The sequence below is a fragment of the Microterricola viridarii genome (assembly GCF_900104895.1).
GTDB lineage: Bacteria > Actinomycetota > Actinomycetes > Actinomycetales > Microbacteriaceae > Microterricola > Microterricola viridarii.
In genome coordinates this window covers 1,015,172-1,031,437 of record NZ_LT629742.1, presented here as the reverse complement: position 1 = coordinate 1,031,437, position 16,266 = coordinate 1,015,172, and the positions used below count along the sequence as shown (strand labels likewise).

The window sequence follows — 16,266 nt, the reverse complement described above, 5'->3', positions numbered from 1 at the left end:
GTCTTCACTGAGGCCGGGTCTAGATCTCGTCAACAGACGAGGACTCGAACCGGGCGGAGATGTTGATGCCGAGCTCTTCCGCAGCGCGGAACACCTCGTCATCCGTGTCGCGCAGGCTCACCGCGGTGCCATCGGCAGAGAGCACCTCGACGTTCAGGCAGAGCGACTGCATCTCCTTGATCAGAACCTTGAAGGACTCGGGGATGCCGGGCTCCTGGATGTTCTCGCCCTTGACGATGGCCTCGTACACCTTGACGCGGCCGAGGATGTCGTCGGACTTGATCGTGAGGAGCTCCTGCAGTGCGTAGGCGGCGCCATAGGCCTCGAGGGCCCACACCTCCATCTCACCGAATCGCTGTCCACCGAACTGCGCCTTACCACCGAGCGGCTGCTGGGTGATCATCGAGTACGGGCCCGTCGAGCGTGCGTGGATCTTGTCGTCGACAAGGTGGTGCAGCTTCAGGATGTACATGTAGCCGACCGAGACCGGGTGCGGGTACGGCTCGCCGGAGCGGCCGTCGAACAGCTGGGCCTTGCCGGTGCGGTCGATCAGACGGTCGCCGTCGCGGGTGAGCGTCGTGGAGTCCAGCAGACCCTCGATCTCTTCCTCAGACGCGCCGTCGAACACGGGGGTCGCAACCTTGGTGCCGGGAGCGGCCTCATGAGCCTGCTTGGGGAGCTTCTTGGCCCAAGCCGGGCTTCCCTCAACCTTCCAGCCCTGCTTCGAGATCCAGCCGAGGTGGGTCTCCAGCACCTGGCCGAAGTTCATTCGACCGGGGATGCCGAGCGGGTTCAGGATGACGTCGACGGGGGTGCCGTCGGCCAGGAAGGGCATGTCCTCGACCGGAAGGATCTTGGAGATGACACCCTTGTTGCCGTGACGACCGGCGAGCTTGTCACCCTCGGTGATCTTGCGCTTCTGGGCGATGTAGACGACAACGCGCTGGTTGACGCCCGAGCCGAGCTCGTCGTCCTGCTCCGAGTCGAACACCTTGACACCGATGATGGTGCCCTGCTCGCCGTGGGGAACCTTGAGGCTCGTGTCACGGACTTCGCGGCTCTTCTCGTTGAAGATCGCGCGCAGCAGGCGCTCCTCGGCGGACAGCTCGGTCTCGCCCTTGGGCGTGACCTTGCCGACGAGGATGTCGCCGGGGCGAACCTCGGCACCGATGCGGATGATGCCACGCTCGTCGAGGTCGGCCAGCAGCTCCGGGCTCACGTTCGGAAGGTCACGCGTGATCTCTTCCTTGCCGAGCTTGGTGTCGCGGGCGTCGACGTCGTACTCCTCGATGTGAATCGAGCTGAGAACGTCATCCTTCACCAGGTTCTGGCTCAGGATGATGGCGTCCTCGAAGTTGTGACCCTCCCACGGCATGAACGCGACGAGCAGGTTCTTGCCGAGGGCAAGCTCACCGTTGTCGGTCGCGGGGCCATCGGCGATGACCTCACCAACCTCAATACGCTCACCGGCAGAGACGATGACGCGGTTGTTGTAGCTGGTGCCCTGGTTGGAGCGGTCGAACTTGCGCAGGAAGTACGTCTGCGTTCCACCCTCGTCGAGCTGGATGGTGACGGCGTCGGCCGAAACCTCGGCAACGACACCGGCCTTCTCGGCGGTGACGACGTCACCGGCATCGATGGCTGCGAAGCCCTCCATACCGGTACCGACGAACGGGCTGTCGCTGCGCAGCAGCGGCACAGCCTGACGCTGCATGTTGGCACCCATGAGGGCGCGGTTCGCGTCGTCGTGCTCGAGGAACGGGATCAGCGAGGTCGCGACCGACACCATCTGGCGCGGCGAGACATCCATGTAGCCGATCTCGTCGTGAGCGAAGAGGTCAACCTCTCCACCCTTCTTGCGAGCGAGGACGCGGTCCTCGGCGAAGCGGCCGTCCGACTTCAGCAGCGCGTTGGCCTGGGCGACGATGTAGTCGTCCTCGTCCATTGCGGTGAGGTAGTCGATCTGGTCGGTCACGACACCGTCGACGACCTTGCGGTACGGGGTCTCGATGAAGCCGAAGGAGTTGATGCGCGCGAACGATGCGAGCGAACCGATCAGGCCGATGTTCGGGCCTTCCGGGGTCTCGATCGGGCACATGCGGCCGTAGTGGGACGGGTGAACGTCTCGCACCTCGACGCCGGCGCGGTCACGGGAGAGACCACCCGGGCCGAGCGCCGAGAGGCGACGCTTGTGCGTCAGGCCGGCGAGCGGGTTGTTCTGGTCCATGAACTGCGAGAGCTGGCTGGTTCCGAAGAACTCCTTGATCGCGGCGACGACGGGGCGCACGTTGATCAGGGTCTGCGGGGTGATCGCCTCGATGTCCTGCGTGGTCATGCGCTCGCGGACGACGCGCTCCATGCGGGACAGGCCGGTGCGGACCTGGTTCTGGATCAGCTCGCCGACGGCACGGATACGACGGTTACCGAAGTTGTCGATGTCGTCGGTGTCGATGCGCAGGTCAACAGCCTTGCCCTGACGGGTGCCACGGATGGTGGACTGGCCGTCGTGCAGGGCAACGAGGTACTTGATCGTCGCGATGATGTCCTGGACGGTCAGCACCGAGTCGGTCAGCGGGGCCTCGAGGCCGAGCTTGTTGTTGATCTTGTAACGACCCACCTTGGCGAGGTCGTAGCGCTTCGGGTTGAAGTAGAAGTTGTCCAGCAGCGCACGCGCGGCCTCGGCGGCAACCTGCTCGCCCGGGCGGAGCTTGCGGTAGATGTCCTTGAGCGCCTCTTCCTTGGTGAGGATGGCGTCCTTCTCGAGGGTGAGCTCGATCGACGCGAAGCCCTTGAACTCCTCCATGATCTCTTCGGAGGTGAGTCCGAGAGCCTTGAGGAACACGGTGACGGACTGCTTGCGCTTGCGGTCGATGCGAACGCCGACCTGGTCGCGCTTGTCGATCTCGAACTCGAGCCATGCACCACGGCTGGGGATCACGCGGGCGGAGAAGATGTCCTTGTCGGAGGTCTTCTCCTGCTGGCGCTCGAAGTACACACCGGGCGAACGAACGAGCTGCGAAACGACGACGCGCTCCGAGCCGTTGATCACGAAGGTGCCCTTGGGCGTCATCAGCGGGAAGTCACCCATGAACACGGTCTGAGTCTTGATCTCACCGGTGAGGTGGTTCATGAACTCGGCGTTCACGTAGAGGGGCGCAGAGTAGGTCTTGCCCTTCTGCTTGCACTCGTCGATGGTGTACTTCTCAGGCTCGAGCTCCGGGTTGGTGAAGCTGAGCTGCATCGTTTCGCCGAGGTCCTCGATGGGCGAGATCTCCTCGAAGATCTCGTCGAGGCCGGTGTGCTCCGGCAGGTCTGTCCGGCCGGCGGCCTTAGCCTCTGCAAGACGAGCCTTCCAGGCGTCGTTGCCGACGAGCCAGTCAAAGCTCTCGGTCTGCAGAGCCAGAAGGTCGGGGACCGTCAGGGTGTCAGTGATCTTTGCGAACGAGAGACGCGATGCGGCGCGACCGTTCTTGGGTGAGTTGGTGGTTGCGTTGCGCGCAGCAGCCAAGGAAATAACCTCCGTGGACCCCGTCGGGTCGTTACGATCAGTAAGGAGAACTCCGCAGACGCTCAATGCGTGGCGCCTCGAAAACGAGGAGACACAGGGCCGACCGCAATATGAGGGCATAGAAATGTCTGGGAGCGCAAAGATCAACTATAGGCGCTCTGGCGCGCCGTGTCCAGCGAAATGTTGACCTGCTTTGGATTCTCGGGTATAACGCAGCTTCGCGCGCTCCTCGGGTTCCACCGTGCCGCCGATTCCTGCCCGCAACGTACCCTTGAGGCATGGTCTCACGGCGCGGCAACGACGATATTCCGAGCGTGAAGCTCGCCCTCAGCGGTCTCCAGGCGGAGGTCACGCCGGATGAGTACGTGGACGGCGCGTACCAGCTCGTCGTCGACGGCACCCCACAGTCGCATGTGAACATGGCGGACCCGAGCGAGCTGTTCTTCGAGTACATCCAGCGCATGGGCCACGCGATCGACCTGATCGGCGACCCGGGCGAGCCGATCACCGCCGTGCACCTGGGCGCGGGAGCGCTCACCATCCCCCGCTACGTCGAGGCCACCCGGCCGGGGTCGCGGCAGCAGGTGGTCGAGATCGAGAGCGACCTCGTCGACCTCGTGCGCACGGCGCTGCCGTGGTCGAAGCGGGCCCAGATCCGGGTGCGGCACGGCGACGCCCGCGAGGTGCTCCGCAAGCTGCCCGCCGGCCTCCGCGGCACCGTCGACCTCGTCGTGATCGACATCTTCTCCGGCGCGCGCACGCCGGCCCACGTCACCAGCCGCGAGTTCTACGAGCTGGCCGCCCCGCTGCTCTCGCCCCGCGGCGTGATGCTCGTCAATGTGGCCGACGGCCCCGGCTCCGCGTTCGCCAAGGCGCAGGCGGCGACGCTCCGCTCGGTGCTGCCGCACGTGATCGCGATGGCAGAGGCCCAGGTGCTGAAGGGGCGCCGCTTCGGCAACTTCGTGTTCGTGGCCGCGCCGAACCCCATCGACACGGACTGGCTGCCGCGCCTGCTCGCGGGCGGCCCGCACCCGGCCAAGGTGATCGACGGCGCCGAGCTCGACGCGTTCGCGAACGCCGGCACGATCGTGACGGATGCCACGGCGATCGCCTCCCCGCTGCCGGAGCGCACCATCTTCACGCTCAAGCGCTAGCTGACCGCCGGCGCTCCTCGCCGAAAAACAGGAGGAGAGCGGCGCGGGGCTCCACTGCGGGCGTCGCACCCGCCTGCTCCTGTTTTACTGCGGGCGCGCGGCCGGGCATGGACGCCGGGCGCTCGCGCGCGCAGACTGGGAGTGACCAGGAGGCGGGAGGCCAGGTGCGCGGGGACGGGCGAGCGAGAGCACTGCTGGTCGCGGTGCTGCTCGGCGGGCTGTGCGGCGGGCTGCTGAGCGGCTGCACCGCGCCGGCGCCGCAGCCGACAGCCACGTCGACGCCGCCGGCGGCGCCGCGCCCCACGGCGAGCGCCGGGGAATCGGCGCGGCCGGTTGTGGTTCCGGTGCAGCCGATCGGTGAGCCGAGCAGCGTGGCCACGGGCCTCGACGCGCCCTGGTCGATCCTGAGGATGACGGCGGCCAGTGTCGGCGCGGACGCACCGCCCGTCACCACCGCCGACGGCACGGCCCTGCCGGAGGAGACGACCCTCATCAGCGAGCGCGACAGCGGGGACGTGCTCGAGCTGTTGGTGGACGGCAGCCTGCGTGTGGCCGGCACCGTCGCCGGCGTGGCCCCAGGCGGCGAGGGCGGCCTGCTCGGTCTCGCGGCCAGGGCAGAGGAGGCCGACGGCCAGACTGGTGCTCCCGGCACCTGGGTGTACGCCTACTTCACGGGCGCGTCAGACAACCGCATCGTGCGGATGCCGTTGCAGGGGGCGGCCGGCTCACTCGCCCTCGGCCCGGCCGAGCTCGTGGCCAGCGGCATCCCGCGTGCAGCCAACCACGACGGCGGCCGCATCGCGTTCGGCCCGGACGGCATGCTCTACGCCACCGCCGGCGATGCGGGCAACCGTGACGGCGCGCAGAACCCCGACTACCTGGGCGGCAAGATCCTGCGGATGACGCCGACGGGCGCCGTGCCGGCCGGCAACCCCTTCGGCACCCTCGTCTGGAGCCTCGGGCACCGCAACCCGCAGGGCATCGGCTGGGACTCGCGCGGGCGCCTCTGGGCCGCCGAGTTCGGGCAGAACACCTGGGACGAGCTCAACCAGGTGACCCCGGGCGGCAACTACGGCTGGCCGGTCGTCGAGGGCGCGGCCGGCGACGCGCGGTTCCTCGACCCGGTGCTGCAGTGGTCGACGGACGAGGCCAGCCCGAGCGGGCTGGCGGTCGTCGACGACACCGTGTTCATCGCGGCCCTGCGCGGCGAGCGCCTCTGGCGGTGGGTGCCGGACTCCGGCCAGCCGGCCTCGCCCTGGTTCGTCGGTGAGTTCGGGCGCCTCCGCGACGTGGCCGCCGGGCCGGATGGCACGCTCTGGTTCCTCAGCAACAACACCGACGGGCGCGGATCGCCGCGGGACGGCGACGACCACCTCTGGCAGGTGGCGCTCGAACCGGCGGGCTGAGCGCCGCCGGTTGCGTGACCGGGCGCGCGAAGTGGCGGCGTGCCGCCCCGTTGCGGGTTATCGTGGAGGAGAACACCCCGCCACGCGAGAGCCTCGCGACGCACGTCTGGAAGAACCCCTGAGCATCATTCTTGGCTACGACCCCGTCACCCTGCGCGAGAAAGTCGACCTGCAGGCCGCCGACGAGCGGCTCTCCGAGATCGCGGAGCTGCGCAGCCTGAGCGCGCTGGCCGAGCGCACCTCCCTGCTCCGCCTGCTCGGCCGGCTGGACGAGGCCTTCGAGGTCGCCAACGAGGCGCTGCGCCTGACCCGCTTCACCGGCGACCGCAAGGACAACGTCACGGCCAGGCTGCGCCGGGCCCAGGTGCTGCAGTTCCAGGGCAAGCTGCCCGAGGCGGAGTCCGAGATGACGGCTGTGATCGAGGATGCCGCCACGCACGAGTGGACCCGCATCGAGGCCTTCGCCCGGCAGCACCGCGGCAAGGTGCACTTCGACGCCGGCGACCTGGCATCCGCCCTCATCGACTTCAAAGCGGCGGTATTCCTGCGCGAGAAGCACAACGCACCGGCCGACCAGATGGAGGCCTCGTTGACCTCGGTGCTGGTCGTCGAGTCGATGCTCGCCGAGTCGATGATGCAGACCCTGCCGATCTCCGGGCGCATTGTCCGGGACAGCTAGCATTCGCCAGTACACGGCGTCGGTGCCGCGCAGTATTCTCATGCCATGGCTGATCTCGAGCGCGTGAGGCACTGGGCGAACGCCCTGATTGCCCTGCACCTGGACCCGGCCGTCTGGACGTTCGGCTTCGACAATGCCAAGAAGCGCGCTGGCCTGTGCAACTTCACCGCGAAGCACATCACCGTCTCGCGCTATCTGGCCGCCCGCTACGACGACGACGAGATCCACCAGATCCTCCTGCACGAGGTCGCCCACGCGCTGGTCGGCCCGCGCGCCGGGCACGGCCCGCGGTGGGCGGCGACGGCCAGGGAGCTCGGCTACGAGGGCGAGCGCACCCACCACGGCGAGATCGCCGACGAGCTCGCACCCTGGCTCGGCCACTGCCCGGCCGGGCACGCCCACTACCGCTACCGCAAGCCGGTGCGCGATCTCTCCTGCGGGCTCTGCGGGCGCGGCTTCTCGATGGCGAACCTGATCGCCTGGGAGCACCGCGTGATCACGCCCGCCGCGCGGCGCCTCGCGGCGGCGGGCGACGGCGCGCGCACGAGCCGCCCAGAGTAACCCGATACCGTAGTTACATGGCAGTTGCGAGCGTTGTGATCCCCACGGGGCAGTGGTTGACCCCGGATGACGGCACACGCTGGTGGTTCGATTCCGGCTCCGCCGCGCTCGATTTCGCCTACACCGGCCCCATCGTGGCCGACCCCAGCGACGACTCCGGCGCCGGCGCCGAGTTGCTGCCGACCTTGGACGACCTGCTGCAGTGGCTCGGCGAGCGCTTCGGCGCGGTGCAGGGCACGCCCCGGCCCGGCGACCTCGACGACGCCATCGGGCTGCGCGACTCGATCGCCCGGCTGGCCGTCGCCGCCGCGGCGGGCGAGGAGCTGCCGGCATCCGACATCGACATCGTCAACCTGTTCGCGGCAACCCCCGACGTTCCGCCCGCGCTGCCCGGCGGCAGCCGCCAGGCCGGGCACGCCAGCGTGCGGGTGCCGCAGGCGCTCTCGACGCTCGCCCGCGAGGCCGTGCGCCTGTTCGGGCCGGAGGCGGGCGGGCGCATCCACGCCTGCTCGGCCGACGACTGCTCGATCATCTACCTGGACACCTCGCGGGCGGGCAGCCGGCGCTGGTGCTCGATGCAGCGCTGCGGCAACCGGGCCAAGGTGCGCAAGCACCGGGCGAAGGCCGCGGCTCAGGCCGAGTAGGGCAGCGCCCTAGCCGCGCAGCAGCCGTGCCTGCTCCTCGGTGTCCAGTGCGCCCGCCGCGCGGATCAGCGCCGGGGCGACGCCTGCCGCCACGAGCTGCTGGGCGGAGGCACTGGCCGTGAGCAGGTGGGCGACCGCGCCGCGGAGCCCGGTGAAGGCGGCGCAACTGGCGGCGGCCTCCGGCGAGCAGTAGTCGGTGCCGAGGGTGGCCAGCGCGTCGATGACGGCACCCGCGGCCAGCTGGTCCTCGACGGCGAAGCGCACGCCGGCCGTGAGGCCCTGCCCGCTCTCCGGCTCCCCCGCGGCAAGGATCGCGATCATGGCGCGGCGGCCGAGCCGGTGCTGCAGATCGGTGATCCAGCGCGCGGTGGCGGACGCGGTCGTGAAGCCGGCGCCGAGCACCGGGATGCCGGTCGGGAGCAGGTCGAGGATGCCGCTGGGCTCGTGCCCGCCGGTGTGCTGGAGGCCGGGGCCCAGGACGTCGACCCAGACGACCACGTCGGCGCCCGGAGCGATGCGTGCGGCTCCGGCGACGCCCCAGTCGAAGCGCACCTGGTACTTGGCCTGGGCGGTGGGGGCGGGCGGGATGTCTGCAGTGCTCACCGTTCTATGGTGGCATGAGCGCGCGACGCGAAGCGTCGCGAAAGGCGGCAGCCAAGTCCCAAGGAATCCTCTGGACAGTTACCGGTGCTTGCCGGGTTTCGACAAGCTCAACCCATGGAAACCGGGTTTCGACAGGCCCACCCATCGGGAATCGGCCCACCATCGGGGCGGACGGGACGAGTGTCAGCCGACGATGATGTCGAGCTCGACGCCGGCGCAGCGGGCCCGCTCCAGCTCGGCGAGCCGGCCGCCGCGCACCGCGTCACCGGTGGTGTGCGCGGCATCCGTGGAGAGCACCACCCGGCCGACGCCGTTGATGAGCGTCACCGGCTCGCCGAGGGCGCTGAGACGCGGCAGGAGCTGGCGCTCGACCGAGTCGATGAGCATGTCGAGGCCGGCGACGCCGACGAAGTCTCCGTCGATGTGCACGGGGGCCGCGACGGTGACTGTGTACTCGTCGCTGCAGAGGTAGTCGACGTGCGGCCCGGCGACGTGCGGGGCGCCCGTCATCATCGGCACCCGGAACCACTCGAAGTCGCTGTAGTCGATGAACTCCTTGTTCACCGACTGGGCGGCGAGCACGAGCTTGCCGCGGTCATCGCCCTGCCACCAGGAGAGGTGGTTGCGCGCGCCGGTGAGCAGGTCGACGGCGGCAATGAAGCCCGCGCCGTAGACGCGCGCTTCGACCAGGGCCAGCGCGGCGTGGGCGTGCGGTTCGACGAGCAGGTCGAGCTGGGCGGCCGTCAGCGCCCCCGAGCCCTTGGCCGCGGCGAGCTGGCCGCCGAGGACCTGTGCGGACTCTTCCAGCACGCTGATCGGGGCGCGGAAGTACTCGGACACGATCTCGGTCGCACGGGTGGCCGTGGAATGTGTCGTCGTCACCATGGCGTCGCGCTCCCGTCGTCACCGCCTCGTAGCCGTGATCGTCGGAGCTTATCGAGAGAAGGGCGCTCCCTGCCAACTCACGCCGTCTGCGCCTGGATGGCGATGAGCGCGTCGATGACCGCATCCACCATCTGCTCCGTGGCGTCGACGGCGCCCGGCGCATCGCCCCGCTCGACGGCGTCGATCACGGCCAGGAGCAGCGCGCGCTCGGTGCCGCGGTGCTCGCTCACGGTGTCGACCAGCCGCAGCAGCGGCGAGATCTCGGCCTGCAGACGCATCTGCTCCCGTGTCAGCCGGGCCGACTGGCTGAGCGCCACGAGCTCGATCTGCACGTCGTCCAGGGTGCGCCGCCACTGCTCGAGGTCGCCCTCGTCGAGGCGGTCGAAGCGGGTGCGCAGCGCCTGCACCTCCGACGGCACCGCACGGCGGGCGGCGAGGCGCACGCAGGCTGCGGTGATCGCCGCGTAGTGGGCGCCGAGGTCGCGCAGCGACAGCCGCGAGGCAGTGCGCAACGACTCGCGCGCATGGCTGATCGGGTCGGCGCCCTCCGCCACGAAGCTGCCGCCGTTGCGCCCGCGCCGGGTGACGACCAGCCCGCGGGCCCGGAGGCCGAGCAGCGACTCCCGCACCGTGGCCGGGGCGACACCGAAGGTGCGCGCGAGCTCGGACTCGGATGGCAGGCGTTCGCCTGCGCGGAGCAGCCCGCCGGTGATGGCGTCGGCAAGCCGGCGCTCGACGAGCTCTGCACGGCCGGCATCGCCGATCGACTGGAACAGCGCGCCCTCCAAACGGCGCGGAACCATCGACCGATCAGCCTGCGGCTCTGCCACGACTCCCCCGTTCTGAACCCCCGGGCCATCGTGCCCCGCGTCTAGCGCGCGGGGTCCACGTGATTCCGGCGAGTCCACCGCTCAATTCTGACACCGAACACGCGCAAACAACGCATTCTCGACACGCCCCCGAAACGAGCTTGAAATATGACATCTGGTTCTATAGGTTAACACTCACCTTTGAGTTCACCGCCGATCTAAGGAGTCCGCACAGTGCGCGCGTCCGCTCAGCAAGCCCCGTCCGTCTCGGACTCCCCCCGGTCCCTTCCTGGCACGGTGACCCTCCGCCAGGTCGCGAAGCGTTTCGGCGAGTTCTCGGCGGTGGAGCAGCTCGACCTCGACGTGCAGCCCGGCGAGTTCCTCTCGATGCTCGGCCCGTCCGGATCCGGCAAGACCACGGTGCTGCGCATGATCGCGGGCTTCGAGACCGTCACCAGCGGCAGCATCCACCTGAGCGGCACTGACGTCACCCAGACCCCGCCGCACGCCCGGCCCGTGAACACCGTCTTCCAGGACTACGCGCTCTTCCCGCACCTCACCATCGCCGAGAACGTCGGCTACGGCCTGCGCGTCGGCGGCACCAACCGCACCGACCGCGAGGCCCAGGTGCGCGCCTCCCTCGAGCAGGTGCGCCTCTCGGCCGTCGCCGACCGCCTGCCGCACCAGCTCTCCGGCGGCCAGCGCCAGCGCATCGCGCTGGCCCGCGCCCTCATCATGCGCCCGCAGGTGCTGCTGCTGGACGAACCGCTCGGCGCGCTCGACAAGCAGCTGCGCGAGGAGATGCAGATCGAGCTCAAGCAGATCCAGCGCGAGGTCGGCATCACCTTCATCTTCGTCACGCACGACCAGGAGGAGGCGCTGACGCTGAGCGACCGCGTCGCCGTGTTCAACAACGGCCGGATCGAGCAGATCGGCAGCGCCCGCGAGGTCTACGAGTTCCCGAAGACCGAGTTCGTCGCGCGCTTCCTCGGCCTCTCCAACCTGATCCGCGGCACCGCGCCGGGCGCGGAGCTCGTCAGCGTGCGCCCGGAGCGGGTGCGGCTGAGCGCGGCCGACACGGCCGCCGCCCCCGGCGAGACCTCGTTCCTCGGCACGGTCGCCGAGGCCGTCTACACCGGCCCGACCACCCGCTTCCTCGTCGACACCGAGGACGGCCAGCGCCTCACCGCCGAGCGCGCCAACGACCACCACCCGAGCGCCGAGGCCGCATTCGGCCGGGGCGACCGCGTGCGCGTCGGCTGGACGGCCGATCACGCGACGCGCGTCGCCTGAGCCGCGCCGCCGCGGCCGGCATCCCCACAGCCAGCACCACAGCCAGCACCACAGCACCACAGCAGGACCCACAGCACCACTCACTCACTAGAAGGAGCGATTCCATGCGATCAAAGATGTTCACAGGGCGACCCAAGATGCTCGCGGGGGCAGCGTTCGTCGCCGCAGCCGCACTCGTCCTCACCGGCTGCAGCGCCGGCGACGACACGGCAGGCAGCGGCTCGACCGGCGGCCTCAGCATCGACGTCCCCGATGTTGCCACGCACTCCGCGATGGGCGACATGGAGAAGGAGCTCAACATCGTCGCGTGGAGCGGCTTCGTCGAGCCCGCCTGGAGCGACCAGTTCACCGCCGACACCGGCTGCACGGTCAACCGCCGCGTCGCCGGAACCAGCGACGAGATGGTGCAGCTCATGCGCACCGGCGACTACGACCTCGTGTCGGCATCCGGCGATGCCAGCCTGCGCCTGATCGCCGGCGGCGACGTCGCCCCGATCAACCTCGACCTCGTGCCGAACTTCGGCGACGACATCGTGCCCGGCATGAAGGGCCAGATCTACGACACGATCAACGGCAAGTCCTACGGCGTGCCGATCGGCCGCGGCGCCAACATCCTGCAGTACAACAGCGACGTCGTCACCGAGACGCCCACCAGCTGGGACGTCGCCTGGGAGGCCGATAGCCCCTACGCCGGCCAGATCATCGCCTACGACGCGCCGATCTACATCGCCGACGCCGCCGTCTACCTGATGGCGCACCAGCCGGAGCTCGGCATCACCAACCCCTACGCCCTGGACCAGACCCAGCTCGACGCGGCCATCAAGCTGCTCAAGCAGCAGAACAAGATCGTCTCCGAGTACTGGGCCGACCCGGCCGCGCAGATCACCTCCTTCATGGGTGGCACGACCAACCTCGGCACCTCGTGGGAGATCCTGCGCAAGCTGACCGGCGAGGAGAAGTTCAAGAGCGTTCTGCCCGCAGAGGGCTCGACCGGCTGGTCTGACGCCTGGATGATCGGCGCCGAGTCGAAGAGCCCCAACTGCGCCTACGCGTGGATGGACTACACCAGCTCGCCCGAGGTCAACGGTGCCATCGCCATGAACTTCGGCATGGCCCCGGCCAACGCCGCGTTCTGCTCGCTCAACGACGAGGCAGCCGCGCACTGCGACTACTTCAACGCCACCGACGAGGAGTACTTCGAGAAGGTCTGGTTCTGGACCACGCCGATCGAGCAGTGCATCGACGGCCGCACGGATGCCACGTGCACCAACTTCCAGCAGTGGACGGACGCCTGGCTCACCGTCAAGAGCTAAGCACCGGGATGGGCGGGCCGACCGGCCCGCCCATCCGCCCCACCCCGTAATCGATCGAACGGACCCTCCATGAATCGCCGCGCGCAACTGGGCGCCCTGCTCGCGCTGCCGATGTTCTGGCTCATTGGCATCTACATCTTCTCGCTCGTCATGCTGCTCGTGACGGCGTTCTGGATCACCGATCCGTTCACCTCCAAGGTGAAGCCCGGCTTCACGCTGCGCAACTTCGAACAGATCATCGCGAACCCCGCGTACTTCAGCACCTCGATGCGCACCCTGGGCATCGCCCTCGCCGTGACGCTCCTCTGCATCCTCATCTCCATCCCGCTCGGCATCTTCATGGCCAAGGTGGCCGGGCCCAAGATGCGCGCACTGCTGGCCGTCGCGATCACCCTGCCCCTCTGGGCGGGCTACCTGGTCAAGATCCTCGCCATGCGCATCACCTTCACCGAGGAGGGCTTCTTCAACTGGGCCCTCTCGCCGTTCGGCATCAGCGGCCCAGGGTTCAGTGCCTTCACCGTCGTCCTGACCCTCACCTACCTCTGGCTGCCCTACATGGCCGTGCCCGTGTACACCGCGATCCGCCAGCTGCCGCCGAACCTGTTCGACGCCTCGGCCGACCTCGGCGCCGGCGCCTGGCACACCATCCGCACCGTCGTGCTGCCGCTGATCAAGCCCGCCATCATCGCCGGCTCGATCTTCACCTTCTCGCTCAGCCTCGGCGACTACATCGTGGCCAAGTTCGTGGGCGGCTCGACGCAGATGATCGGCAGCATCATCGCCTCCAACATCAACCTGAACCCCCCGATCGCCGCCGCGTTCGCGCTCGTGCCGATCGCCTTCGTCGTCATTTACCTCGTCAGTGTGCAGCGCACCGGCGCCCTCGAGCGGATGTAAGGCCGAAATGCTCAGACTCTCCCTTGCGGCAAAGATCGGCCTCGGCGCCATCGTCGCAGTCGCCCTCGCGTTCATGTACGTGCCGCTGTTCCTCGTCGTGTTCAACTCCTTCAACGAGGCCCGCATCGCGACGTGGCCGGTGACGGACTTCTCGCTGCAGTGGTGGGGCAAGGCCTTCACCAGCGAGCCGATCCGCGCCGCCATCCTCAACTCGGTAGTCGTCGGCCTCGGCGCCACCGCCGTGGCCCTCGTGCTCGGAACCCTGGTCGCGTTCGCGCTGCAGCGCTTCACGTTCTTCGGCAAGCAGTCGGTGAACCTGCTCGTGGTGCTGCCGATCGCGCTGCCCGGCGTCGTGACCGGTGTCGCCCTGAACAACACCTACAACCAGATCCTGGAGCCGATCGGCATCCAGGTCGGCTACTTCGGCATGATCATCGCGCACGGCACCTTCTGCATCGTCATGGTGTTCAACAACGTGCTGGCGCGCCTGCGCCGGCTGAGCCCGAACGTCGAGGAAGCCTCGCGCGACCTCGGCGCGACGCCGTGGCAGACATTCCGCCTGGTCACGTTCCCGCAGTTCCGCAGCGCGTTCGTCGCCGGCGGCATCCTCGCCTTCGCGCTCAGCTTCGACGAGGTCGTCGTGACGATCTTCACGGCGCCGCCCGGCGTCGACACGCTGCCGCTCTGGATCATGAACCAGATGGCCCGCCCGAACGAGGCGTCGCTGGTGAACGTGGTCGCGACCGTCGTCATCCTGGCCTCGTTCATCCCGGTGTGGGTGTCGCAGCGGCTCTCGCGCGACCCGGCCGACCGGGACTGAGCCTCCACGCCTGCTCCGACTCCGGCGCGGGGCGGATGCCGCAGCACGCGGCATCCGCCCCGCGCCGTTTTCGCTGCGCCACTCGTCCTGCGCCACTCGTGCTGCGCCACTTTGTAGTGCTCCGCGCCCGGTGATGTGGCGCGGAGAGCGAGGAAGTGGCGCAGGGGCGCGGCAGGAGGCAGTCGGGTGCGGCGGGAGGTGGCGCGGGACGGTCTGCTGAGCGGCGGGTGCGGCGGGTGCGGCGTTAGCCGGGTGCGGCGTGAGCCGGGTGCGGCGTGAGGTGGCGCGGGGCGTTTTCTATCTGTGGCGGTTTTTGAGGATGCCTGGGTGTGGGCTGCCGCCTTTCGCGTAGCTTCGCTACGCGCCCCGAATCTCACCGTCGTAGCGGGCGAGGGCCTCGGCGTCGTCGGCATGGCGCACCGCGCGCCGGGCGATGTCGAGGGCGCTGACCGGGTCGGACTCCGCCTCGGCGAGCATCAGCTGGCGCTCGGCCTCGGCCAGCCGGGTGCGCGCGGGGGCGCCCACGACGCCGCGGCGGGCCCCGATGCAGTCGCGGGCGACCGCGATGTGGCTGCGGGCGGCCACGAGCGCGCCGCCGAGTGCGATCCGGGCGTGCTCGAGCCTGTCCTGCTGGCCGCGGGCGGCGGATGTCGCGGCGTCCAGCCGGTCGATCGCGGCGCGCAGCGCGTCCAGGTCGGCCACGGGGTCGGCGCTCACGCCGCCGGAGCGGGCCAGTCGCGCGTGCTCGGCCAGCGCCATGCCGGCCTGGTCGACGCAGAGGTTCAGGGCGATGGCCGCCGCGGGGTCGACGTGGCCGTCGCGCACCTCGCGGGCCTCGGCGATGGCCCCCTGCAGCTGCACGGCGAGGCCGGCCGAGGCGGTCTCGGCGGCGGCGATGCGGGCGGCGGCCAACTCGGCCGCGCCCAGCGCGCCGCCGGAGCGGGTCACGTCGTCGTGGGCCGAGCGGAGCACGTCGGCGACGGGCTCGACGCCGCCGCCCTGGATGCGCAGCGAGGCCGCCTCGAGCAGCCCGGACGCCGACACCAGCAGCTCGCTGGCGTCGTCGATGTGCCGCTCCAGCGCCTCGAGCGCCGACGGGGCGAAGCGGGCGGAGAGGCTCTGGCTGACGGCGCGGATCTCGTCGGCACGCAGCTCGGCCGCGGAGAGCTGCGTCTGCACCACGAGGAGCTGCTGCGGGGCATTGCGCTCGGTGCTGCGGCGCTCCCGGAACCGGGCGTCCTCGCCGGCGAGCGCGGCATCAGCCGAGGTGCACAGCTCGATGATCTGGGTGTTCCAGCGCCGGCGCTCGTCGACGGTGTCAGGTTCGGCGTCATCCAGCCGCTGCTGCAGCAGGAACGCCTCGCGCAGGCGCCGCCTGGCCGTATCGATGGCGTTGCGGTAGTCGATCACGGCGGCGTCGCCGAACTGGGCCTGGGCGAAGCCGAGCTCGTCCTCGCTCTCCTGCACCCGGTTGTCGGTGCGCACGAGCAGCCCGCCGGCGCGGCGCTGCAGTTCGAGCAGGCTCGAGTCTGTGGCGGCGTCACGGCGCAGGCTCGCCCGGCGCAGCGCGGCGATGCCGAAGACTGCGATGGCCCCGGCGATGGCGAATACCAGCAGCGACGGCAGCCACCAGAGCGAGTCAGACATAGTTGCCAGCCTAGGGCGCGCGGGTGGACGCTAGCTGTTGGTCGGCT

Annotated in this window: 14 protein-coding genes; 9 read left to right on the top strand and 5 right to left on the bottom strand. The window is 69.5% G+C overall.

Going from position 1 to position 16,266, the window contains the following annotated elements; all coding sequences use genetic code 11:
• Positions 1–19: 19 nt before the first annotated feature.
• Positions 20–3,508, bottom strand: coding sequence for a DNA-directed RNA polymerase subunit beta (rpoB, locus tag BLT62_RS04685; RefSeq protein ID WP_083363023.1), 3,489 nt, complete (start codon positions 3,506–3,508; stop codon positions 20–22).
• A 278-nt stretch (positions 3,509–3,786) separates the two neighbouring features.
• Here rpoB and BLT62_RS04680 point away from each other — a divergent pair, with 278 nt between their 5' ends.
• From BLT62_RS04680 to BLT62_RS04660, 5 genes are all read left to right on the top strand, one after another.
• The gene (locus tag BLT62_RS04680) at positions 3,787–4,662 is read left to right on the top strand and encodes a spermidine synthase (protein WP_083363022.1); all 876 of its coding nucleotides are present in this window, start codon (positions 3,787–3,789) and stop codon (positions 4,660–4,662) included.
• 107 nt (positions 4,663–4,769) lie between these two features.
• Positions 4,770–6,068, top strand: a complete 1,299-nt coding sequence (locus BLT62_RS04675; RefSeq protein ID WP_083363021.1) for a PQQ-dependent sugar dehydrogenase — start codon at positions 4,770–4,772, stop codon at positions 6,066–6,068.
• Positions 6,069–6,099: 31 nt separating this feature from the next.
• Entirely contained in the window at positions 6,100–6,747 is a 648-nt protein-coding gene (locus BLT62_RS04670; protein ID WP_231919350.1) for a tetratricopeptide repeat protein, read from the top strand.
• 45 nt (positions 6,748–6,792) lie between these two features.
• Positions 6,793–7,308 carry a SprT-like domain-containing protein gene (locus BLT62_RS04665; protein ID WP_083363020.1) on the top strand — a complete coding sequence of 172 codons (516 nt, stop codon included), beginning with the start codon at positions 6,793–6,795 and terminating at the stop codon, positions 7,306–7,308.
• 17 nt (positions 7,309–7,325) lie between these two features.
• Positions 7,326–7,952, top strand: a complete 627-nt coding sequence (locus tag BLT62_RS04660) for a CGNR zinc finger domain-containing protein (RefSeq protein ID WP_231919349.1) — start codon at positions 7,326–7,328, stop codon at positions 7,950–7,952.
• A gap of 9 nt (positions 7,953–7,961) precedes the next feature.
• Here the strand turns inward: BLT62_RS04660 and BLT62_RS04655 are convergent, their stop codons facing one another.
• From BLT62_RS04655 to BLT62_RS04645, 3 genes are all read right to left on the bottom strand, one after another.
• On the bottom strand, positions 7,962–8,555 hold the full coding sequence (locus BLT62_RS04655) for a hypothetical protein (RefSeq protein ID WP_231919348.1): 594 nt from the start codon (positions 8,553–8,555) through the stop codon (positions 7,962–7,964).
• Positions 8,556–8,738: 183 nt separating this feature from the next.
• Positions 8,739–9,440 (bottom strand): cache domain-containing protein, encoded by a 702-nt coding sequence (locus tag BLT62_RS04650; protein ID WP_083363017.1) that lies wholly within the window; start codon positions 9,438–9,440, stop codon positions 8,739–8,741.
• Between the two features lie 77 nt (positions 9,441–9,517).
• Positions 9,518–10,270: a FadR/GntR family transcriptional regulator gene (locus BLT62_RS04645; RefSeq protein ID WP_231919347.1), complete on the bottom strand. Its 753-nt coding sequence runs from the start codon at positions 10,268–10,270 to the stop codon at positions 9,518–9,520.
• Between the two features lie 276 nt (positions 10,271–10,546).
• On the opposite strand from BLT62_RS04645, the gene BLT62_RS04640 reads away from it, so the two are divergent.
• The 4 genes from BLT62_RS04640 (at position 10,547) to BLT62_RS04625 (ending at position 14,572) form a co-directional block, all read left to right on the top strand.
• Positions 10,547–11,542, top strand: a complete 996-nt coding sequence (locus tag BLT62_RS04640) for an ABC transporter ATP-binding protein (RefSeq protein ID WP_231919346.1) — start codon at positions 10,547–10,549, stop codon at positions 11,540–11,542.
• A 104-nt stretch (positions 11,543–11,646) separates the two neighbouring features.
• The gene (locus BLT62_RS04635; protein WP_231919345.1) at positions 11,647–12,855 is read left to right on the top strand and encodes an extracellular solute-binding protein; all 1,209 of its coding nucleotides are present in this window, start codon (positions 11,647–11,649) and stop codon (positions 12,853–12,855) included.
• A 69-nt stretch (positions 12,856–12,924) separates the two neighbouring features.
• Complete coding sequence (locus tag BLT62_RS04630) at positions 12,925–13,752, top strand: ABC transporter permease (protein WP_083363013.1); 828 nt, start codon at positions 12,925–12,927, stop codon at positions 13,750–13,752.
• A gap of 7 nt (positions 13,753–13,759) precedes the next feature.
• Positions 13,760–14,572, top strand: coding sequence for an ABC transporter permease (locus BLT62_RS04625; protein ID WP_083363012.1), 813 nt, complete (start codon positions 13,760–13,762; stop codon positions 14,570–14,572).
• A gap of 357 nt (positions 14,573–14,929) precedes the next feature.
• On the opposite strand, the gene BLT62_RS04620 is transcribed toward BLT62_RS04625, so the two are convergent.
• Positions 14,930–16,219 carry a hypothetical protein gene (locus BLT62_RS04620; protein WP_083363011.1) on the bottom strand — a complete coding sequence of 430 codons (1,290 nt, stop codon included), beginning with the start codon at positions 16,217–16,219 and terminating at the stop codon, positions 14,930–14,932.
• Positions 16,220–16,266 lie beyond the last annotated feature (47 nt).